This is a genomic window from Vibrio litoralis DSM 17657 (assembly GCF_000426765.1).
Classification (GTDB): Bacteria; Pseudomonadota; Gammaproteobacteria; order Enterobacterales; family Vibrionaceae; genus Vibrio; species Vibrio litoralis.
The window spans coordinates 44,261-64,839 of sequence record NZ_AUFZ01000018.1; the positions used below are offsets into that span (position 1 = coordinate 44,261).

At 41.6% G+C, this 20,579-nt stretch carries 20 protein-coding genes; 3 read left to right on the forward strand and 17 right to left on the reverse strand.

The window, feature by feature from the left end:
- Positions 1-22: 22 nt before the first annotated feature.
- From K358_RS0107445 to rppH, 6 genes are all read right to left on the reverse strand, one after another.
- Positions 23-319, reverse strand: a complete 297-nt coding sequence (locus tag K358_RS0107445; protein ID WP_027696235.1) for an ArsR/SmtB family transcription factor — start codon at positions 317-319, stop codon at positions 23-25.
- Between the two features lie 12 nt (positions 320-331).
- Positions 332-1,249: a transcriptional activator NhaR gene (nhaR, locus tag K358_RS0107450; protein WP_027696236.1), complete on the reverse strand. Its 918-nt coding sequence runs from the start codon at positions 1,247-1,249 to the stop codon at positions 332-334.
- Between the two features lie 130 nt (positions 1,250-1,379).
- On the reverse strand, positions 1,380-2,231 hold the full coding sequence (locus K358_RS0107455) for a thymidylate synthase (RefSeq protein WP_027696237.1): 852 nt from the start codon (positions 2,229-2,231) through the stop codon (positions 1,380-1,382).
- Between the two features lie 3 nt (positions 2,232-2,234).
- Entirely contained in the window at positions 2,235-3,074 is an 840-nt protein-coding gene (gene lgt, locus K358_RS0107460) for a prolipoprotein diacylglyceryl transferase (RefSeq protein WP_027696238.1), read from the reverse strand.
- A 144-nt stretch (positions 3,075-3,218) separates the two neighbouring features.
- Complete coding sequence (gene ptsP / locus K358_RS0107465; RefSeq protein ID WP_027696239.1) at positions 3,219-5,468, reverse strand: phosphoenolpyruvate--protein phosphotransferase; 2,250 nt, start codon at positions 5,466-5,468, stop codon at positions 3,219-3,221.
- Positions 5,469-5,516: 48 nt separating this feature from the next.
- The gene (gene rppH / locus K358_RS0107470) at positions 5,517-6,032 is read right to left on the reverse strand and encodes an RNA pyrophosphohydrolase (RefSeq protein WP_027696240.1); all 516 of its coding nucleotides are present in this window, start codon (positions 6,030-6,032) and stop codon (positions 5,517-5,519) included.
- 608 nt (positions 6,033-6,640) lie between these two features.
- Between rppH and mutH the strand changes: the two genes are divergently transcribed.
- Complete coding sequence (gene mutH / locus K358_RS0107480) at positions 6,641-7,315, forward strand: DNA mismatch repair endonuclease MutH (protein WP_027696241.1); 675 nt, start codon at positions 6,641-6,643, stop codon at positions 7,313-7,315.
- A gap of 55 nt (positions 7,316-7,370) precedes the next feature.
- Here mutH and K358_RS0107485 read toward each other — a convergent pair whose 3' ends face one another.
- The gene (locus K358_RS0107485) at positions 7,371-7,679 is read right to left on the reverse strand and encodes a DUF6482 family protein (RefSeq protein ID WP_027696242.1); all 309 of its coding nucleotides are present in this window, start codon (positions 7,677-7,679) and stop codon (positions 7,371-7,373) included.
- 169 nt (positions 7,680-7,848) lie between these two features.
- Here K358_RS0107485 and K358_RS0107490 point away from each other — a divergent pair, with 169 nt between their 5' ends.
- Complete coding sequence (locus K358_RS0107490; RefSeq protein ID WP_027696243.1) at positions 7,849-8,883, forward strand: NADP(H)-dependent aldo-keto reductase; 1,035 nt, start codon at positions 7,849-7,851, stop codon at positions 8,881-8,883.
- A gap of 90 nt (positions 8,884-8,973) precedes the next feature.
- Here the strand turns inward: K358_RS0107490 and K358_RS0107495 are convergent, their stop codons facing one another.
- The 9 genes from K358_RS0107495 to xerD form a co-directional block, all read right to left on the reverse strand.
- Positions 8,974-9,225, reverse strand: coding sequence for a hypothetical protein (locus K358_RS0107495; RefSeq protein ID WP_027696244.1), 252 nt, complete (start codon positions 9,223-9,225; stop codon positions 8,974-8,976).
- 105 nt (positions 9,226-9,330) lie between these two features.
- Positions 9,331-9,462, reverse strand: coding sequence for a hypothetical protein (locus tag K358_RS19495; RefSeq protein ID WP_280456401.1), 132 nt, complete (start codon positions 9,460-9,462; stop codon positions 9,331-9,333).
- Between the two features lie 233 nt (positions 9,463-9,695).
- A complete protein-coding gene (locus K358_RS0107505; protein WP_027696245.1) occupies positions 9,696-11,030 on the reverse strand; it encodes a sigma-54 dependent transcriptional regulator in 1,335 nt (444 codons plus the stop codon).
- Between the two features lie 202 nt (positions 11,031-11,232).
- Positions 11,233-12,756, reverse strand: a complete 1,524-nt coding sequence (gene lysS / locus K358_RS0107510; protein WP_027696246.1) for a lysine--tRNA ligase — start codon at positions 12,754-12,756, stop codon at positions 11,233-11,235.
- Between the two features lie 72 nt (positions 12,757-12,828).
- Positions 12,829-13,927 (reverse strand): peptide chain release factor 2 gene (prfB, locus tag K358_RS0107515; protein WP_156888700.1). Its coding sequence is split into 2 segments (ribosomal slippage): positions 12,829-13,851 and positions 13,853-13,927, totalling 1,098 coding nucleotides; the frame shifts between segments, so codons are not numbered across the junction.
- Between the two features lie 367 nt (positions 13,928-14,294).
- Positions 14,295-16,064, reverse strand: a complete 1,770-nt coding sequence (gene recJ, locus K358_RS0107525; protein WP_027696248.1) for a single-stranded-DNA-specific exonuclease RecJ — start codon at positions 16,062-16,064, stop codon at positions 14,295-14,297.
- 26 nt (positions 16,065-16,090) lie between these two features.
- Positions 16,091-16,453, reverse strand: a complete 363-nt coding sequence (yqfB, locus tag K358_RS0107530) for a N(4)-acetylcytidine aminohydrolase (protein ID WP_051241237.1) — start codon at positions 16,451-16,453, stop codon at positions 16,091-16,093.
- Positions 16,453-17,151 carry a bifunctional protein-disulfide isomerase/oxidoreductase DsbC gene (dsbC, locus tag K358_RS0107535; RefSeq protein WP_038149997.1) on the reverse strand — a complete coding sequence of 233 codons (699 nt, stop codon included), beginning with the start codon at positions 17,149-17,151 and terminating at the stop codon, positions 16,453-16,455. The genes yqfB and dsbC overlap by 1 nt, the downstream gene beginning before the upstream one ends.
- A 141-nt stretch (positions 17,152-17,292) precedes the next feature.
- Positions 17,293-18,189 (reverse strand): site-specific tyrosine recombinase XerD, encoded by an 897-nt coding sequence (gene xerD, locus K358_RS0107540; protein ID WP_027696251.1) that lies wholly within the window; start codon positions 18,187-18,189, stop codon positions 17,293-17,295.
- Positions 18,190-18,348: 159 nt separating this feature from the next.
- Between xerD and fldB the strand changes: the two genes are divergently transcribed.
- Positions 18,349-18,867 (forward strand): flavodoxin FldB, encoded by a 519-nt coding sequence (fldB, locus tag K358_RS0107545; RefSeq protein WP_027696252.1) that lies wholly within the window; start codon positions 18,349-18,351, stop codon positions 18,865-18,867.
- Between the two features lie 89 nt (positions 18,868-18,956).
- Here the strand turns inward: fldB and brnQ are convergent, their stop codons facing one another.
- Positions 18,957-20,285: a branched-chain amino acid transport system II carrier protein gene (gene brnQ, locus K358_RS0107550; protein ID WP_027696253.1), complete on the reverse strand. Its 1,329-nt coding sequence runs from the start codon at positions 20,283-20,285 to the stop codon at positions 18,957-18,959.
- Positions 20,286-20,579 lie beyond the last annotated feature (294 nt).

The following is a 20,579-nucleotide window of genomic DNA, read 5'->3' on the forward strand; positions in this document are numbered from 1 at the left end:
AAATTTGCGTTGATCGAAAAGATTATTTCTCGCAATACAAATGATGCAACTGCTCAATCAGTGCTTTTACCTCATCACTTTGTAATGAGTAGTACACCGTTTGCGACTCTTTACGAGTATTGACCAATCCATCTCGGCGTAACCATGCTAAATGCTGAGACAATGCCGACTGGCTTAAAGGTAGCTTTTCGCACAACTGCCCGACCGATAATTCATTTTGATGCAAAATACATAATATTTGTAATCGTTTTTCATTAGCCATGGCTTTCAGAAGAACCACCGCTTGAGAAAGATTACTTTCCATCTCTTTCAAATCCATCTTACTGCCTCATTATTGAATTTGGGAATGCTCACTGAGCGGTTGAAAAAGTCGACTAAAATCCGCATCACATACATTTTTCACAGAAGGGTGTTGAATCATCCGTTCGGCAAAAATAACATAATACTCTTCTTTCAAATCTTCGACTTCTGCAATCAAATGCAAAGGATACTCATCCCTAACTTCTGATAAGTATAAATTAGGAGCCAGAAAAATGGCATCACTATGGTAACGAGCAAAGGTCTTCATTAAGGCCGAATCATCAAACTCACCTAAAATATTAGGTTGAATTCCCAGCCTTTCAAACCAATGCATAACATTACGACCCATAGAGGTTCGTCTTCCGGGGATTAATAACTTTCTTTGGCTAAGAATAGTCGAAAGATCTTGTTCATCAATCGGCAGAGAAGAATAAAAACTCATTTTACACTCCCCCAACTTTTTGCTGTATAAGCCAGGACTCTGACTCGAATCGACCGGGCAATCCGATAAAATCATATCCAATTTATGCTGAGAAAGTTGCTCTAACAGCAACTCATGAGTCGATTCAAAACAGCGTAAGTGAATACTGTTATCTTCAGGTACGGTATTTAATAAAATTTTGCTAACGAGCCTTTTCGATAACGCATCCGCAACCCCAACATCAAACAATACGTTTTCTTGCTGAGAATAATTAACGATATCCAGCATTTCATAGCTGAGACCAAACATTTTATCCGCATACTTAAAGACCAATTGACCAAGTTCGGTAGGCTCAACGCTGCGGCCACTGCGCTTCATCAACTTGCCATTCATACGCTCTTCAAACGCTTTAATTTGTCCGGTCACCGTTTGAGGCGTCAAAAACAAAGCTTCTGCGGCTTTGGCCACTGAGCCTTGTTTGCAGACCATCCAAAAGTAATACAGATGGTTATAATTCAAATGTGACATTTATTGCCTCGGAAAAACCATTATTAATGGATTGATAATATGCTTTTTCCGAGCTATTAAAAAGCCCTTATTTGGCAATATGCGGCCAAATAAGGGCTTGATCGTCGATCATGTTTACCTTTCGGGTACTCTACACCGAAAATGGATACTTAATCGCATCGTGACATTGATAATCCGTCACTTCAAAATCATCCAGTGTTACCCAAGTTTCTAAATCTTCTAACGTTTTAATCTTAGGGTTGATATGGAATTTAGGTGATTCAAATGGCGTGCGCTTCAATTGGATATCACGCATTGGTGCGAGTTGATCTTCATAAATATGACCATTAACGATCTTATGATAAGCAACGCCAGCTTTCTTGCCGGTAATTTGCGCCATAATCGCTAAGAACACATACACTTGAACCATATTGAAATTGAGGCCTAGCGGTACATCACACGAACGCTGAGTGCTGTTTAAATATAGCGTATCACCAAGTAGAGAAAAGTGGTGGCTGTACATACAAGGACGTAAGCATCCCATATGGAACTCACCAGGGTTATAAAAGTTTAGAATCTCACCACGGTCATCGACACCACGGGTTAAGTCATCAACAATTTTACGCAGTTGATCGATGTGCCCACCATCGGGTTTGGCCCAACTTCTGCCTTGAACCCCATAAACACGCCCCATATCATCTTCACCTTTACGGTAAGGATTATCGAGCCAAGCTTGATTTAAGTTGGCATTAGCATCCCATGTTTTGGTGCCTAACTTGCGGAAATCTTCCGCATTATCATAGCCACGAATATAACCTAGTAACTCAGCAACAGCCGACTTCCAAAAGCTCTTACGAGTAGTCACTAAAGGGAATTGATTGTTGCCAACATCATAGGTTAGATCGGCATTAATAATAGTCAGGCAGCGTTTACCCGTGCGCTCATTTTCAACCCATTGGCCTTCATCAATAATACGCTGGCAAAGATCTAAATACTGTTTCACAACTTACTTCCCTTTGGCTGGTTTACTGGCTTTTTCGTTTGAATATACAGTCGGTTTCTGAGTTTTATAAGACCAAATCATAATCAAAGCACCAATAATAATCATCGGTGTTGATAAAATTTGCCCCATCGAAATAAAGTTATCAAATAAACCAAGCTGTGCATCCGGCTGACGAACAAATTCCACCGAGAAGCGGAATACTCCATAGCCAATCAAGAATAATCCCGACACAGCACCAGCAGGCCTAGGCTTACGGATAAACCAATTCAGGATAAAGAAGAGCACGACCCCTTCAAGTAAGAATTCATACAATTGAGATGGGTGGCGCGGGTATGGGCCACCGGTTGGGAAAATCATCGCCCATGGCACGTCGGTAACACGCCCCCATAGCTCACCATTGATAAAGTTACCGATGCGACCAGCACCTAGACCAAACGGAACTAACGGCGCAATAAAGTCTGCCACACCGAAGAAAGTACGTTGGTTTTTACGTGCGTACCATAGCATGGCGGTGATCACACCGAGTAGGCCACCGTGGAATGACATTCCGCCGGTCCAGACTTTAAACAGATACAATGGATCCGCCATCCAGTAGTCAAAGCCATAAAACAGCACATAGCCAATACGGCCACCAAGCACAACCCCAAGGAAGCCAGCAAAGAGTAGATCAGAGACTTGCTCACGCGTCCAACCACTGCCTGGTTTATCAGCTCGCTTGTTAGCAACATACATTGCAAAAGCGAACCCTAGTAAATACATCAATCCATACCAACGCACACCAATTGGTCCGATAGAGAAAATGATCGGATCAATCTGTGGGAAGACTAAAAATCCCTGACTCATAAAAGTCTCTCTGCTTTAAAGTTAAAATAATGAAGATAGATAATGTCAGACTATGATAACGGCATTTAGTGCCCTCAAAGATTAAAGCTGACCGATTAGGCGGTATAATAAAGTAATCTCTTAACAGATGCAGTAGACAAACACTTATTTCTTACCGGCGCGAATAAAGCCAGCCAAATCTTTTTGCTCTAGGTATTGAAACACTAGGTTATAAATATCAGTACCATAGGCTTGCTGCATCGCAGTATCAAGGAGTTGTTGCAATTCTGTAGAGTCAGATTTACGTAGAATATATTTGATTCTAGCAACATTCGAGGTGTTCATACTCAATGAGCGATAGCCCATCCCAATAAGCAACAAGGCACCGATTGGATCCCCCGCTAACTCACCACAAATACACACCGGAAGCTTATATTGCTGACACATATCGTAAATATGTTTGAGCGCCATCACCACCGAAGGATGAACATGCTCATACACATCCGACACCCGAGAATTATTGCGGTCTACGGCCAGTAAATATTGAGTTAAATCGTTAGTACCGACCGATACAAAATCCACTTTATGCGCCACTAACGGTAATAAATACAGCATAGAAGGCACTTCGAGCATAATACCGATTTGTGGTCGCTGAATATTAGGATCCAGTTGCGACACTTCTTGATAAGCACGATCAATTAAGCTCAGTGATTCATCTATCTCTTGGCACCCAGAAATCATAGGCAACATAATATTTAAGTTACCCAGACCAGTGCTAGCTTTTAGCATTGAGCGTAATTGAATTAAGAAGATATCGGGATGATCTAAAGTAAAACGAATACCGCGCCACCCTAGGAAAGGATTGTCTTCCTCAATAGGAAAATAAGGTAACGCTTTATCCCCACCGATATCTAAGGTCCGCATCACCACACGTTTATCAGGGTAAGTAGCTAAAATAGTCCGGTATTGTTGAGTTTGTTCTTCTTCGGAAGGAAAGCGATTATGCAGTAAAAAAGAAATTTCCGTACGATACAAGCCAACCCCATCAACGCCTTGATTAACGGCAATATTGGTGTCAGCACTAAGACCAGCATTGAGCATCAATTCCACTCGCTGGCCATCTTTTGTCGCTGCTGGTTGCGATAATTCCTGAGCGACTAAGTCTGAAAGCTCTTCTTCTTCGTTCGCTAACGATTGATACTCGGCAAGCAATTGGGCGGCAGGTTCAACAAATATATCCCCACTGTAGCCATCCACAATACCAAGTTTGTTCGATACTGATTCAGGTTTAAGTTGTGCCCCCATGATGGCAGGAATGCCAAGTGCACGAGATAAAATCGCCGCATGTGAATTGGCCGCGCCTTCCAACGAAATAACCGCAAGCAGCTTATCTTTAGGAATCGCCGCTAATATTGACGCGGTCAGTTCTCTAACCACCAAAATGACCGGATTTTTAAAACTAGGAGCACGAACTTCACTATTGTGTAAGAAATACAATAGTCTTTGCCCAAGCTCTTTAATGTCGTTGGCCCGCTCTCGCAAGTAGGAATCACTCATACTGGCAAAACGCTCAGCATAAAGCTCAACGACTTGTCTTAACGCCCAATCGGCTCGATCGCCTTTCTCAATTTGTTTATTAAGATCAGCACGCAGCATAGGATCATGTAATAAGTGAACAAATAGCTCAAAGATCGCCAAGGTATCTTTATTTAGTTCGCTATCAAAACGCTTACGCATCCGGCGAAAATCCGCGATCGCACTTTCAATCGCAAGTGCCAGCCATTCTTTATCTTGACTAATATCTAAACAAGAAGCAGGAGCAATCTGGGAAAGTTCTGGATGAGTGTCATCCCACCAAATTTGACCTATCGCAATGCCAGACGAAGCCGCAATACCTTTATAGGAATGGACTTGGTTTTCATTGAGTTGCCACTGACCTTGGGCTTGAGAATGAGCAAGAATGACCGCCAGCTGAGCGGCAAGGGTTACAAGGAAAGATTCTTCTACTTCACTAAACGATCTTGGCGAGCGTTGCTGAATCACCAACACCCCCAGAATCTGGCGACGGTGAATAATTGGGGTACCTAAAAAAGATTGGTAAACATTTTCCCCAAGTTCAGGGAAATATTTAAAGTTAGGGTGTTGTTGCGCATAAGCAAGATTGAGGGGCTCGGCACTGCGACGAACCAACCCCACCAAGCCTTCTTCAAAAGGGATATGAATAGTTTGACCAGTAAACTTCAACCCTTGAGTGGCCATTAACTCCAAACGGCTTTGCTCGTTATTGGCTAAATAAACGGTGCAACACTCTGTGTGCATCGCTTTACAAGTATCCTTTACCAAAATATCTAATGCTTGACGAAGATCCTCAGCTTTAGATACTTGTTCAACGATGTCCCTTAGTTGAATAAGCATTCACATCCACCTTTATGATGCCTTACCTAGTGATTAACCGGGTAAGACTTATCGACGCACTTTTCTTTTACCTTTCATTTTAGGCTCTCGAAAAGGCATCGCAATCGAAGCAAATTCTTTCATTGCTCGTCGATAGACATCCCTTTTAAAAGAAACCACTTGTCTGACTGGGTACCAAAAACTCACCCAACGCCAACCATCAAATTCAGGGGTTCTTCCGCGGTTCATATTGATGTTTGATTCATCACACTCTAACCGCAGTAAAAACCATTTCTGTTTTTGGCCAATACATACAGGCTTGGAATCCCATCTCACCAGACGTTTTGGTAATTTATATTTTAACCAATGACGGCTGACTCCAATGATCTTCACATCTTTCTTTGTTAGCCCAACTTCTTCATACAATTCACGAAATAGTGCTTGTTCCGGTGTTTCACCGTCATCAATCCCACCTTGTGGAAATTGCCAAGAATGCTGCCCGTATCGTTTTGCCCAGAATACCTGACCATGGTTGTTACATATTACAATTCCCACATTTAAGCGGTAACCATCGCCATCTATCACGGCTAACCTCTAATATAAATCTCTGTTACTAGTGATTTTTTCACATATCCACAAAAGGGGCAAATTTCAAGTGCACAATATCGTGCTTTTTATTACCTTCCCCCCACTTTTTTAATAAAAACAGCCCAAATAATAAGTTATCAACACAAAACTTGAGTGACGGTGGCATTTATTCACTATTTCTGTGAATAAATGTGTGAAGAAAACGACAAAACAATTAAATGGCTTATTTAACACTCAGGCACAACTGTCGATCTTTTATACCAAAACCAAGCAAAGCCCTTTAAAAACAAAATCATAAGAACAAAAAAGGCTATTAAGGACAAGTTAAGGATCTTTAGGATCTTTTATAAACACAGATCGGTCAAAGATCCACCATGATTTATATTATCCACATCAGATCATGCAAAAGCGCTTAAAAAGGACTCAGACATGTTCTTTTATTGCTACGAATGTGAATAAAGTGATCGCTGTCACTTTTATTTTCACTGTTTAGAACAAAACCTGTGGATAAGTTGATTTAACAACATAATAAGACCGAAGTGAATAAGATCCTACTTAAAAATAATGTACTATAGAGACCTTGTTTTTTAATCAGATCATTTGCTATGCCGTTACCCCCTAAGACAGAACAAGAGTTGATGCAACGAGCCGAAAAGATCATCTCTCGTTCTTTTGCTTCTTTAGCACATCAAGCCGGTATTACCGTTCCCGAAAACCTCAAACGAGAAAAAGGTTGGGTAGGACAATTGCTTGAGTGGCATTTAGGTGCAGAGTCTGGCAGCAAAGCCCAACCTGATTTTGAGCATTTAGGCATTGAACTAAAAACCATTCCGATTGGCTTTAATGGTCAACCCTTAGAAACCACATTTGTGTCAGTCGCTCCCTTAACTGGAGTAAATGGACTGACCTGGCAGAATAGTCATGTTAAGCATAAACTCGCCAAAGTATTGTGGATCCCGGTGGAAGGTGAACGAGAAATACCTCTTGCTGAACGCCGAGTTGGGCGCCCTATTTTATGGTCACCAAGCGAACATGAAGAACAACAACTTAAACAAGATTGGGAAGAGTTGATGGAATTCATCGTACTAGGAAAGGTAGAGCAAATTACGGCTAAGCATGGGGAAGTCATGCAGCTACGACCTAAAGCTGCCAATAGCAAAGTAGTTACAGAGGCCTATAGTGCCAATGGACAACCAATCAAAACCTTACCAAGAGGCTTTTATTTGCGGAAACAATTCACAGCGAATATTCTGTTAAACCATTTGCAACGATCTTCATAAGCACCGTCTGTTACCTAGTCAAACTCTATTACCTAGTAAAAAACTGTCACTGAGTCTAGGAAGCGAGATGTAATTCAATATCCTGAAAAAGATCGAGCCCTTCAGCGCCAAATTCATCATAGGCATTGTGTAATCTAAGATAAGCACTCGATAAGCCTAATTTTTTTAGCTCATCTTTTACTGACTCTAAAGAGTTGAAATAGGCAAGTTGATCTTTAATCATGATCGGCTCAAGTCGATGCTTATATTCGACGGCAAGTGAATAATGAGAAAGATCGGCGCAACTCACCACAAACACCTTAGGAGGTTCACATTCCTCCTTTTTACTCGCTTGTAACCAGTGATCTAATTGCTGTTTTCTCATTCTTACCTCCCACCATACACTCAACACAATCAATGGCGTTATATTCCAGTCTAGGACAAAAATCTAACCTTAGCTAACTGACTTACTACTCAAGCTTTTTTGCTATATATTGAGTAAACGGTTTATATATTTAAATATTGATTTTTCAGCGATCAGCCAAGGATGTGCAATGAAATACCACAAAATCCCGCACTCTAATTTAGAAGTCAGTAAAATTGCTTTAGGTACAATGACCTATGGTGAACAAAACACTCAAAAAGAAGCACTCGAGCAATTAGATTATGCGCTCGAAAGGGGCGTTAACCTCATCGATACTGCAGAGATGTACCCTGTTCCGCCAAAGCCTAACACCCAAGGATCCACTGAGGAATATATTGGTAATTGGTTAGAAAAATCAGGTAAGCGTGAAAAAGTCATTTTAGCGACCAAAGTGGCAGGTCCTGGCCGTATGTCTCATATTCGTGAAAATATGAGCCTCGATCGTCGTAACATTCATCTAGCAATGGATAGCAGCTTACAACGCCTCAAAACCGATTATGTTGACTTGTACCAAATACATTGGCCTCAGCGTAATAACAACCGTTTTGGACAACTCAACTATCCCCATTTAGATGAACAGCAAGAAGTCACTCTTATCGAAACATTAGAAGCATTAGCGGAGTTAGTAAAAGCGGGTAAAACTCGTTATATAGGTGTCTCAAATGAAACCCCATGGGGCGTGATGACGCTGCTACGTTTAGCGGAAAAGCATGATTTGCCAAGAATCATATCAATTCAAAACCCATACAACCTACTCAACCGCAGCTTTGAAGTTGGTCTATCAGAAATTAGTCATTACGAAGGTGTCGAGTTACTGGCTTATTCGCCGCTAGCATTTGGGGTATTAAGTGGTAAGTATCTCAATGGCGCTCGACCAGAGGGGGCTCGTTGTAGCTTATTTGAACGCTTTGTCCGTTACTTTACGCCACAAGGTGAGGCCGCAACACAAGCCTATATTGATATTGCTAAAAAACACGATATTGATCCGGTACAAATGGCATTAGCGTTTGTTAATCAACGCCCATTTGTTGCGTCGAATATTATCGGGGCTACCACTATGGAACAGCTAAAAGCCAACATTGATAGTATCGACACCCAGCTATCTGACGAACTCCTACAAAATCTTTACCAAGTCGGTGTTCAGTACCCTAACCCTTGCCCATAATTCATACTTCATAAGTTTAAACACACAAAGAGAAGTGATCACTCACTTCTCTTTTCTGTGCGCTGGTGATTAATAACCACCAGCATTCGGTTATGTACTCAGTCGAGTCCTAAATATTCGCCGCATTAAAGTAACACGACGTTCAGCTTTATTGCCCACAGGTAATGATTCACCAAGAGGTCGGCCTGTTCTATCTAAACCAATATCTCGTAGTAAGTGCTCACTATGTAATGGAAGTTCATATTGAGCTCGACGGACTTTACGCAACCAAGCATTTTGTTCACGTTTTAGCTCGGCTTTAATTAGCAATGTTGCAAGTTGAATGTAAATAGAGTGACGCATAATTTTCTCCAAACAATGAATGGGGAAAACAGCAGCGCAGAAGGGAAATAGACAAAATAATCCTAATGGCTGCTTAATTTCCGCAGCCAAAAGGTTACGGAATAATTAGTTCATTCGTTTATCAGATAACATGCTTGAAGCCATCGGCATTGATCGATAGGCATTAAAAGCATAAGTTAACTGAGTCGCGTTTAGTCGAGCACATGCAAAAATGTCAGAATATAAATGTTTCATCATGTGCCTCCTAAATAACTAATTAATCCATTTGAAATATAAAGTGAAATTTAATTCACGATTAAATTTTAACCAATCAATAAATTTGTTCAAGCCTTATTTGCGCAACAAAATCAAAACAACCAATTAACCTATTGGCAACCTAAAAAACAGTCAATTATTGCTCAAAACTCAACCAACCTTCGTCTGGTTCCATATTATTGATTGGGCAGACTATTTTGATCGCACTACTCACTTCACGATTCAGAGACCAATTGATGCTTACCAAGTAAACGATACATAGTTGCTCTCGATATTTTCAGCTCTTTTGCGGCGGATGATACTTGTCCATCATGTTGCTCTAACACTTTCATCAGCGCCTCTTTTTCAGAGTCTTCCCTGATCATTTTTAAAGTTCGAGTTTTTTGGCTTTGAGATGGAAAATCAAAATGCTCTAACTCGAGTACTAAGCCATCGGATACTAATACCGCTCGTTTGATTTGATTAACTAGTTCTCTGACATTACCAGGCCATTGATATTGAGTTAAAGCTTTGATGGCTGGAGAAGAAACACTACGAGCTTGAGTATTATATTCTCGACTAAATTGCTGGATATAATAGTGAGTAATACTAGCAATATCAGCGCATCGTTCTTTCAAAGGCGTGACATGCACTTTCAAGATCTTTAGTAAATAAAACAATTCTGCGGAAAACTCTGATTCCACTACCTTTTGCTCAAGATCACTATAGGTTGACACTATGATGCGAATATCTAATGTTTTCTCGCCTTGCTCAGTCTGAATTACCGGATGGTTAATAAAATGCAGTAAATGATTTTGTTGGCTTTTTGGCAATGCGGTGATGTCTTTAATCAATAAGGTTCCTTGATCAGCCTCTTCCAGCTTGCTTTGAAAGCCAGATGGTTGAGCTTCTCTTTCAAAACCAAAGACCTCCCTTTCAAAACGTTTTTCAGATAACGCACTACAACTCACAACGACAAAGGGGCCAGTGCTACGAGATGAGGTATCATGGATTGATTTGGCTACTAAACGCTTACCTACACCTCTCTCCCCCGCAATAATGATATTGGCTTCAGTATTGGCAATCCGTTTAATTTGCTCACGTAAACGCTTAGTTGGTAAAGAATCACCAATTAATAGATCTTGATTATCCACCATGTTCTCTGGCCAGACTTTCTTTTCTAGTTTCAGCATTCCTAATTGGTGACCAATACTACTCAACAATAGTTTCTCAGGCATAGGAGAAGTGAAGAAATCAATACAGAAGTTAACGATAAATTGGCAGATAGGATCTTGGTTGAGTTGGTGCTCTTTAATATAAGCCATCCAACGTACATGCTTATTGTTGGTCACCAAGTAGGCAATCGCACTTAAACTAAAATCATCATTGGTCAGATCAATTAGCCCAATACACGGACCAATTTGGTCGATCATGCCTTGGCCAAGCCTTAAATCTCTACAGCTTTCGACTTTCCAGCCAAACTGGACAATTTTTTCATACCAAGTATCGAGCCGTCCACCTATGACTAAAAGCGATCCAGGTACCGAGTCCATGCGAAAATAATTGTCCATATCGTATCCTTTCAACTATTTATCAACCAGTCAGGGCATCATACACAGGACTACACGAGTAAAGCTATGAAACCATTTCTTATTTTTGAGACGGACTATTTATTTAATAAAAATAGATGCTTGGAACGTATTTTGCGAATTTTAAGTAAAAAAAAACCCACCAATGAGATGGTGGGTTCTAATGCTTTGGTAAGAAGATCTATTATTGCTGTGGACGCATCGCTGGGAATAGGATCACGTCACGAATAGTATGAGTATTTGTAAATAGCATGGCTAGACGATCGATACCGATACCTTGACCCGCAGTTGGCGGTAGGCCGTGCTCAAGCGCTGTAATGTAGTCAGCATCGTAGAACATTGCTTCATCATCACCGGCATCTTTAGCTTCAACTTGTGCTTTAAAGCGTGCATCTTGGTCTTCTGCATCATTAAGCTCAGAGAAACCATTCGCCACTTCACGGCCACCGATAAAGAACTCAAAACGATCAGTAAAGAACGGATTTGAATCACTACGACGAGCCAGTGGAGAAATATCTGCTGGGTAGCCAGTAATAAAGGTAGGTTGAATAAGCTGAGGTTCAGCAGTTTCACCAAAGATCTCTTCAAGTAGTTGACCACAAGTCCAGAAGCTTTCTACTTCTACATGAACTGATTTAGCAATCTTAACCATAAAGTCACGATCTTTTACCGTTTCTTCATTTAAGTTGGCAATATCAGCATGGTCTGGATTGTATTGTTTGATTGCATCGATCATGCTCATACGGGCATATTTACCACCGAACTCAACACGCTCTTCACCGTAAGGCATCGACGTTGCGCCCAGTACTTCAACGGCAACCGTACTTAGCATTTCTTCAGTCAGATCCATTAGATCGTTGTAATCCGCATACGCCATGTAGAATTCCATCATAGTGAATTCAGGGTTATGACGAGGTGATAGACCTTCGTTACGGAAGTTACGGTTTACTTCGAATACGCGATCAAAACCACCGACAACCAAACGCTTCAAGTAAAGCTCTGGAGCAACACGTAGGTACATATCAATATCTAGCGCATTGTGGTGAGTAATAAATGGACGCGCTGTCGCACCACCTGGGATCACGTGCATCATTGGCGTTTCAACTTCTAGGAAGCCTTTCTTCGCCATGAAGTTACGGATCGCCATTACAAGCTTAGAGCGAATAATGAAAGCCGTACGAGAATCTTCGTTGACAATCAGATCAACGTAACGCTGACGGTAACGCATTTCTTGATCAGTTAAGCCGTGGAATTTTTCTGGCAGTGGACGCAGTGCTTTGGTTAGCAACTCGTATGATTCCATGTTCACGTAAAGATCGCCTTTACCTGACTTATGCAATGCGCCTTTCACACCGATGATGTCACCGATATCTAGGCCTTGGTATTTTTCTTTTAATTCTTTTTGTACATCTTTAGCCGCGTACGCTTGAATACGGCCAGACGTTTCTTGAATCACTAGGAATGGACCACGTTTTGCCATCACACGACCTGCAATCGCAACAACATGATTCAGCGCTTCTAATTCTTCTTTTGATTTTTCACCAAATTCAGCTTGAAGATCCGCCGCTAAATGCTCACGACGAAAGTCATTTGGGTGGCCGTTTGCTTTACAGCTTTGACGGATATGATCCAGTTTAGAACGACGCTCAGCGATCAGTTTATTTTCTTCTGCTGCATCAATTTGGTTTTGGCTGTTTGATTCAGTCATCATGTGCCCTTATAAAAAATGAGTTATCTTCTTAAAGAAGAGGAATTCTGTGTGCTTAGCTTGTTGCCGAACTTAGAGCCCTGACTTCAAACTTGCTTCAATAAACTTATCGAGATCGCCATCTAATACTGCTTGAGTATTGCGGTTTTCGACACCAGTACGTAGATCTTTAATACGCGAATCATCTAATACGTAAGAGCGAATTTGGCTGCCCCAACCGATATCGGATTTCGAATCTTCATTGGCTTGTTTTTCAGCATTTTGCTTTTGCAATTCAAACTCAAACAATTTTGCACGAAGCTGCTTCATCGCTTGATCTTTGTTTTTATGCTGAGAACGATCGTTTTGACACTGCACCACAATATTCGTTGGTACGTGCGTAATACGAACCGCTGATTCCGTGGTGTTTACGTGCTGACCACCGGCACCAGATGCACGGTATACATCGATACGTAAATCCGATGGGTTAATATCAATTTCAATGTTGTCATCAATCTCAGGGTAGATAAATGCCGATGCAAATGAAGTATGACGGCGACCACCTGAATCAAATGGTGATTTACGAACTAGGCGATGCACGCCAGTTTCGGTACGTAGCCAACCATAAGCATATTCACCAGAAATACGGACTGTCGCACCTTTAAGGCCAGCCACATCCCCTTCTGATACTTCAATCACTTCCGTCTTAAACCCTTTGGCTTCTGCCCAACGCAAATACATACGTAGCATCATCGAAGTCCAATCTTGCGCTTCGGTACCACCAGATCCTGATTGTAAATCGATATAGCAATCAGATGCATCATGGTCACCTGAGAACATACGGCGGAATTCAAGCTTTTCTAATTTCGCTTCAAGATCGGCAAGTTCAGGTTCAATCTCGTCAAAGGTTTCTTGATCTTGCTCTTCAACCGCAAGTTCTAATAATCCTTCAACATCATCACAACCTTGTTCCAGTTGATCAATGGTTTCAACGACGGCTTCTAATGCTGAACGTTCTTTACCTAACGCTTGAGCGCGCTCAGGTTCATTCCAGACAGCAGGTTGTTCAAGTTCGGCATTTACTTCTTCTAGACGCTCTTTCTTAGCATCGTAGTCAAAGATACCCCCTCAGAACATTCGTGCGCTCGGCAACGTCCTGAAGGCGGTTTTTAATCGGATTGATTTCAAACATGTTGGCTTATCACTTATTTGAGATATTGGGTCAATTCTTATAGGAATATACCCAAGTAACTTCAAGATGCGAGTTTCAGCAAGAATAAAACAAGCTTTAGGCAAGGCAAATTGAATATGATCATAGTCATTCTATCTCTGTTCAATTTAACACAGCATAAAGCTTGTTTTAACTTGCCCTTTGGGAGCTTCATTCAAACCTTTATGCAGCGTCAGATTGGTTTGAAAGGTGCTTACATTCCTTCGCCAATCTTCCTTACCTAAAGGTTTGGATGATAGCTCTGAATTCTGCATCTTGAAGTCACTTGGGTATATAGGCGCAGAATTCTACCTAAATTGCTAATGAATATACAGGGATTTTACACGATTCATTTTGCATCTAAATGATCGACCATCAATTGCAATGATTGATTGCCACGAAATTCATTAATATCGAGCTTGTAAGCTAAATGAACCGTTTTCACTGACGCATCCGGCCAGCGGCGTAAATCGACGTTAAAAGCAATTGCATCGATCATAATGCCAGTTGGATAACCTTTAAACAGAGGCTCTAACATCATTTTCAAATGCTTTTCACCTACCAACTTTTGATGCAATAATTTGAATTCACCATCAAAGATAGGCTCAGGGAAAGCTTGTCCCCAAGGGCCACCAGCACGTAACTCTTCTGCGGTATGCATCGAAAATTCTTCTGGCTTTAATTCGCCATCAGATAAAATTACACCTTCTAGCGCTGACTCATCGAGCTCTTCGCGTACCGCCAAATCAAACAAGCGAGAGAATTGTTCAAATCTATTTTGGTAGATGGTTAAACCCGCCGCCATCGCATGGCCACCAAATTTAACAATGATCCCAGGGTTTTGAGTATCGATCTTATCTAAAACATCACGCATATGAAGCCCGGGAATCGAGCGACATGATCCTTTTAAAGAAGGCTCGCCATTCGACAATTCACCGCCATCGGCAAACGCGATCACCGGACGATGGAATTCATCTTTAATACGTGAGGCTAAAATCCCTATCACCCCTTGGTGCCAATCCGCTTGAAATAAGGTTAAGCCATACGGCAGATTCGACTTATCTTCTAGGCCGCCTTTCGCGTTCAGCAAACGTTCACAAAATGCCATCGCTTCTTGCTTCATGCCTTGTTCAATTTCACGGCGCATGTGGTTTAAACCATCGAGCTCACTGGCCATGCGGCGCGCGGCATGAATATTGTTGCTCAGTAATAACTCAACCCCAAACGACATATCTTCAAGGCGTCCTGCAGCATTAATTCTTGGCCCTAGAGCAAAGCCAAAGTCTGCCGCAACAAGACGTTTAGCATCGCGTTTTGCCACTTCGATTAACGCTTGAATGCCCGGGCGGGCTTTACCAGCACGAATTCGTTGTAAGCCTTGATGAACTAAAATTCGGTTATTTTCATCCAGTGGTACTACATCCGCCACCGTTCCGAGTGCGACTATATCTAACAGTTCCGCTAAGTTAGGCTCGGGGATATTTTGTTGAGCAAACCACTGTTGAGTTCGCATTTCAGCGCGTAGAGCCAACATGAGGTAAAACGCCACACCAACGCCCGCTAATGCTTTTGAAGGAAAAGAACATTGTTGCAGATTAGGGTTAACCATCGCATCGGCATTCGGCAATTCGTGGCCAGGTAAATGGTGGTCGGTGACGATCACAATTAACCCTTGCTCCTTAGCATAACGCACCCCTTCAATTGAAGAGACGCCATTATCCACCGTCATGATCACTTGCGCGCCACGCTCAATCGCTTGATCGACCACTTCAGGGCTTAGTCCGTAACCATCTTCAAAACGATTGGGCACGAGGTAATCGACATTACTACTGCCTAGCATACGAATCGCGAGTACAGATAAAGCCGAGCTGGTCGCGCCATCCGCATCAAAATCACCCACCACGATAATACGTTGTTGCTGCTTAATCGCTTGAAACAATAACGACACCGCAAGCTCAATGCCATGCAACGCTTGATAAGAGTGTAGTCCTTTAGCGCCCTTTTCTAATTGGCTAACATTCTGGATCTGACGATTAATATAAATGCGACGTAATAAGGGAGAAATCGACTCAGGTAAAATAGAAAGATCAACATCAGGTCGGCGGGAAATAGTCGTCATAATACTCTTAATAGGTTGAGGATGGTTTAAGCATTGGAAGAATAAAGCTGATAATCAATCACAAATAACTGTTCTAAACCGGGGTAAATCTCTTGAATCACGGATTTCAATTGCGGCAAGCTCATATTCTCTTGCTCGGCATGAAACTCACTAAGTTGTGATAAATGCACCGGCGTGACGGATAATATTTTCAATTGGCAGAAGACTCGCCCTTGCTCTAAGGTCGATACCGTGACTACGCTGCCAGGAACGTAATGACTTTCTGCTTGATCACGAATCGTAATGGTCTTTTTGCCCGCCAGAATATCGTCTTCAAAGCGAGCAAAAAATGTCATTTCGGCTGGTACGTTAGTTGCTGCGTTAATTGATGCGTTAGATAGATTGTCCATTATAAATCTTCAGCTTCTAATGCTTCGAGTAAATCGTTAGCCGGTAAGTAACCACCTACGATTCGACCATTAGACAATAAAATGGCAGGAGTGCCACTAATGCCTAATTGCGCACCAAAAGCATATTGCTCACTGATCATTTGCTGGCACTTAGGTAAGTTTTTGCTATCAAAATCAAAGCGACGATTAATCTTCACATCATCCAAAGCTTTTTTACGATCATCTGCGCACCATACTTTAGCCATCGCTTGCGCGACATCGCCGGTAGGTCCTTGGCGAGGGTAAGCCATATAACGCACCGTAATACCTAGATCGTTATATTTTTGTATTTCTTTATGCAGTTTTACACAGTAACCACAAGTAATATCAGTAAATACCGTCACCACATATTTTTGATCTTTGGCTTTATAGACGATCATATCATCAGCAAACTTCTCAACTTGCTTAGCGTATTTTTTTGCCATTAAATCACTGAAGTTGCCTTGTTTATCTAGGCTGTACATCTTGCCTTGAATAAAAAAGTCACCGGTTGCACTGGAAAAGAAAATTCCTTGATTGGTGGTCACTTCATATAAACCATTAATTGGTGATGACGCAACCTCAGTCACTTTAATACCAAGGTTAACAAAGCGTGCACTGATTTCAGCTTGATTAGCTTCTGTGCTGGCATAGCTAGGCAAACTCAATAGTGAAAACATCAACGCAGAAAAAGCCAATGCTCCTAATGCCCCTCTAGCTTTAGCACAAACTGACTTAACATTAATTGAATCAAATAAAGAAGCAAAATGCATAAAATACCTAAAATATGGAGAAAAGTTGTCCAACAACACACCCTAGAACTAAGCTCTCGGGTGATGCTCTTGGTGAATTTGTTTTAATCTTTCGGTTGCCACATGAGTATAAATTTGTGTGGTCGATAAGTCACTATGTCCGAGCAGCATTTGCACTACTCTCAAGTCAGCACCATGATTGAGTAAATGCGTCGCAAAGGCATGGCGCAATACGTGCGGAGACAAAGCTTCAGAATCAATACCAGCATGTTGAGCATAAAATTTAATGCGGTGCCAAAAGGTTTGACGCGTCATTTGCCGAGCACGCTTACTCGGAAAAACCACATCTGAGCTTTTCTCACCCAATAATGCCGGTCGACCTTGCTCTATGTAGGTTTCAATCCACTCAATAGCATTTTCTCCCATCGGCACTAGACGCTCTTTACCGCCTTTACCCATTACACGTACTACCCCTTGGCGCAAACTCATATTTTCCATGGTCAAACTCACCAATTCGGTCACACGTAGGCCGGTAGCATACAGCAGCTCTAGCATGGCTTTATCACGTAGCTCTAGAGGGTCTTCAACAATTGGCGCATCAAGTAAGGCTTCAATCTGTTGTTCTGATAAATCTTTCGGCAAGCGTTTCGGCAACTTAGGCGCAATTAATAACGCACTAGGATCATCGCTGCGCAACTTCTCACGAGTAAAATATTGGAATAGTCGACGTATGGCAGACAACATTCGTGCTCGAGAAGTTTGCTTGTAATTTTGTTCCAATAACCAAGCTTGGTAGGCTTGTAAATCATAAGTCGTCACGGTTAATAAACTCATTGATTGCTTACTTAACCATCCCACCAACTTATCGAGATCATGTCGATAAGACTGCAAGGTATTTTCTGATAAGCCTTTCTCCAGCCAAATTGAATCAAGAAAACGTTCTACCAGAGCTAATTCAGACTGCATCACCTATTACTCACTTTATGCCTAATATTTAATACCTAATATCCATGCTGAGACTACGGTAGCTCACTCATAATTGCCACTTATTTTACTGAAAGCATGTAAAGCTCTGACTATTACCGTTAGAATTAACCACAAATTCATCAAACGTTGAAAAACACTATGAAGATAGGCTTATTCTACGGTTCAAGTACCTGTTATACCGAAATAGCTTCGGAAAAAATCCGCGCGATTATTGGCGAAGATCTGGTCGATATCTACAATATTAAAGATACCCCAGTCTCAACACTTCAAGATTATGATTTCCTTATTTTAGGGATTTCCACTTGGGATTTCGGTGAGATACAAGAAGATTGGAGCGCGGTATGGCAGCAACTCGATGGGCTATCTCTAAACGACAAGTACGTGGCGTTATTCGGTCTCGGCGATCAAGAAGGCTATGGCGAATGGTTTCTCGATGCGATGGGAATGCTTCACGACGAACTGATGGCAACGGGAGTTAAGTTTCTCGGCTACTGGCCGAACCAAGGCTATGAGTTTGAACAATCAAAAGCGCTTACTGAAGATAAAACGCATTTTGTTGGCTTAGCGCTTGATGAAGATTCTCAATATGAACTCAGCGATCAGCGTATCGAGCAGTGGTGCGAGCAAATCCTTGTTGAGTATCACGACAGTTTATAACTTTACCGTTCGAAAACATTCGAATACAAAAAAGGCTTAGTGAGTTGAATCCACTAAGCCTTTTTCTTTCTTGTTAGCTGGTTAAACGATTAAGCCATATCTTCGCTTAACTCGGCCACTTCATTCGCTTGCTTCTCGCACTTTGGGACAAACATCATCACCGCAATCGCCGCCAATGTTGGCAGCATCCACGCCATACCGTAATCAAACAACGGTAGGAAGTTGAATACTGACATATCAATACCGACTGCTTTTCCTGCATCAATCAAAGCAAATAATAAAGATAAGCAAACCACAAAACGATACGCCAAAGCACGGTTCGGCAGACGAGAACGAACCAATGTTAGGAATACAATCGCAATCGCCACTGGGTACAAGGCAAACAATACTGGTACAGATAAGGCAATTAATTGCGTTAAACCAACATTTGCCACCAATGCACACACTGAACCGACGACAATAACCCATGCTTTATAGCTAATTGGGGTTAATGAGCTAAAGTAATCGGCACAAGCTGAAATCAAACCAATTGAAGTGGTTAAACACGCTAATAATACAATGGTAGTTAAAACGAACTGACCTTCAGTACCAAATAGAGCTTGCACATAAACACTTAAAATTGCGCCACCGTTATCTAGGCCAGCCGCAATGCCATTACTGGTCGCGCCAAGGTAGAACAATGAAATGTAAACCAGAGCCAAACCGCCTGCTGCAATAAATGCTGCATAGGTTACATAGCGAGTTACCGCACGTTTATCAGTAATCTTCTTGCTACGTAAAGCTTCAATGATCAAAGTACCAAACATCAGCGAAGCAAAGGTATCCATAGTGTTATAACCATCAAGGAAACCAGTACTAAATGCATGGGTTACATAGCGACCTTGTGCCGCGACAATATCGCCTTGAGGGTTAATAAATACCATGACAGAAAGAATGATTAACCCTAAAAATAGAACCGGAGTCAGCACCTTACCAATCACATCTAATAGCTTACCTTGAGACCAAGCAAAGCCCATCGCAATAGCAAAAAAGACGATAGAAAAAATAGTGAGATGTATTTGTGATGGTTCGGCGATAAATGGTTTCAAACCCATTTCATACGCCACAAGACCGGTACGAGGCGCAGCAAAAGCTGGACCAATGATAATAAAGAAAAGTACCGCAACAATTGTCGCAGCTTTTTTAGGTAAGTCTTGGGTCAGTTTATCCCAACCGCCACCGACTAGCGCAATGGCAATAATACCAAGTAAAGGCAGACCTACTGCTGTGCTAAGAAACCCTAGCATAGTAGAAAACACCGATTCGCCAGCTAATTGACCAGCAAGTGGTGGGAAGATGATATTGCCAGCGCCTAAAAAGAACGCAAACAACATGAAGCCTAGGGCCCAAATATCGGTTATTTTTAACTTTTGGTTCAAAATAAACCCTTAATATAATAGTAATGAATTGCATTTCAGGAGAACAAAACATATACCCAAATGACTTCTGCATCTTGAAGTTACTTGGGTATAAAACTCTACCTAAATATAAGGAGCAAGATAATGAACAAATTAGAGCCAACGCGCAAGCAAACAGCAATAAAACACCACAAAATAACAACATTAAAACGTAAAGGCAGTGTTTATCTCTACTAAAAACCAATATATTAAGAATTTACCACTTAACAACATCAAAACAATAACATTACAAACAAGCATAAAAAACCATATTAA

Excerpts from the sequence above, each read along its gene's own strand:
- lysS (WP_027696246.1), bottom strand. The coding sequence starts at position 12,756 with ATGACTGAATCAAACAGCCAAAACCAAATTGATGCAGCAGAAGAAAAT.
- K358_RS0107505 (WP_027696245.1), bottom strand. The coding sequence starts at position 11,030 with ATGGACAATTATTTTCGCATGGACTCGGTACCTGGATCGCTTTTAGTC.
- lgt (WP_027696238.1), bottom strand. The coding sequence starts at position 3,074 with ATGAGTCAGGGATTTTTAGTCTTCCCACAGATTGATCCGATCATTTTC.
- K358_RS0107485 (WP_027696242.1), bottom strand. The coding sequence starts at position 7,679 with ATGAGAAAACAGCAATTAGATCACTGGTTACAAGCGAGTAAAAAGGAG.
- K358_RS0107495 (WP_027696244.1), bottom strand. The coding sequence starts at position 9,225 with ATGCGTCACTCTATTTACATTCAACTTGCAACATTGCTAATTAAAGCC.
- yqfB (WP_051241237.1), bottom strand. The coding sequence starts at position 16,453 with ATGGACAATCTATCTAACGCATCAATTAACGCAGCAACTAACGTACCA.
- K358_RS0107445 (WP_027696235.1), bottom strand. The coding sequence starts at position 319 with ATGGATTTGAAAGAGATGGAAAGTAATCTTTCTCAAGCGGTGGTTCTT.
- fldB (WP_027696252.1), top strand. The coding sequence starts at position 18,349 with ATGAAGATAGGCTTATTCTACGGTTCAAGTACCTGTTATACCGAAATA.
- xerD (WP_027696251.1), bottom strand. The coding sequence starts at position 18,189 with ATGCAGTCTGAATTAGCTCTGGTAGAACGTTTTCTTGATTCAATTTGG.
- K358_RS0107490 (WP_027696243.1), top strand. The coding sequence starts at position 7,849 with ATGAAATACCACAAAATCCCGCACTCTAATTTAGAAGTCAGTAAAATT.
- K358_RS19495 (WP_280456401.1), bottom strand. The coding sequence starts at position 9,462 with ATGATGAAACATTTATATTCTGACATTTTTGCATGTGCTCGACTAAAC.
- dsbC (WP_038149997.1), bottom strand. The coding sequence starts at position 17,151 with ATGTTTTCACTATTGAGTTTGCCTAGCTATGCCAGCACAGAAGCTAAT.
- recJ (WP_027696248.1), bottom strand. The coding sequence starts at position 16,064 with ATGACGACTATTTCCCGCCGACCTGATGTTGATCTTTCTATTTTACCT.
- nhaR (WP_027696236.1), bottom strand. The coding sequence starts at position 1,249 with ATGTCACATTTGAATTATAACCATCTGTATTACTTTTGGATGGTCTGC.
- ptsP (WP_027696239.1), bottom strand. The coding sequence starts at position 5,468 with ATGCTTATTCAACTAAGGGACATCGTTGAACAAGTATCTAAAGCTGAG.
- mutH (WP_027696241.1), top strand. The coding sequence starts at position 6,641 with ATGCCGTTACCCCCTAAGACAGAACAAGAGTTGATGCAACGAGCCGAA.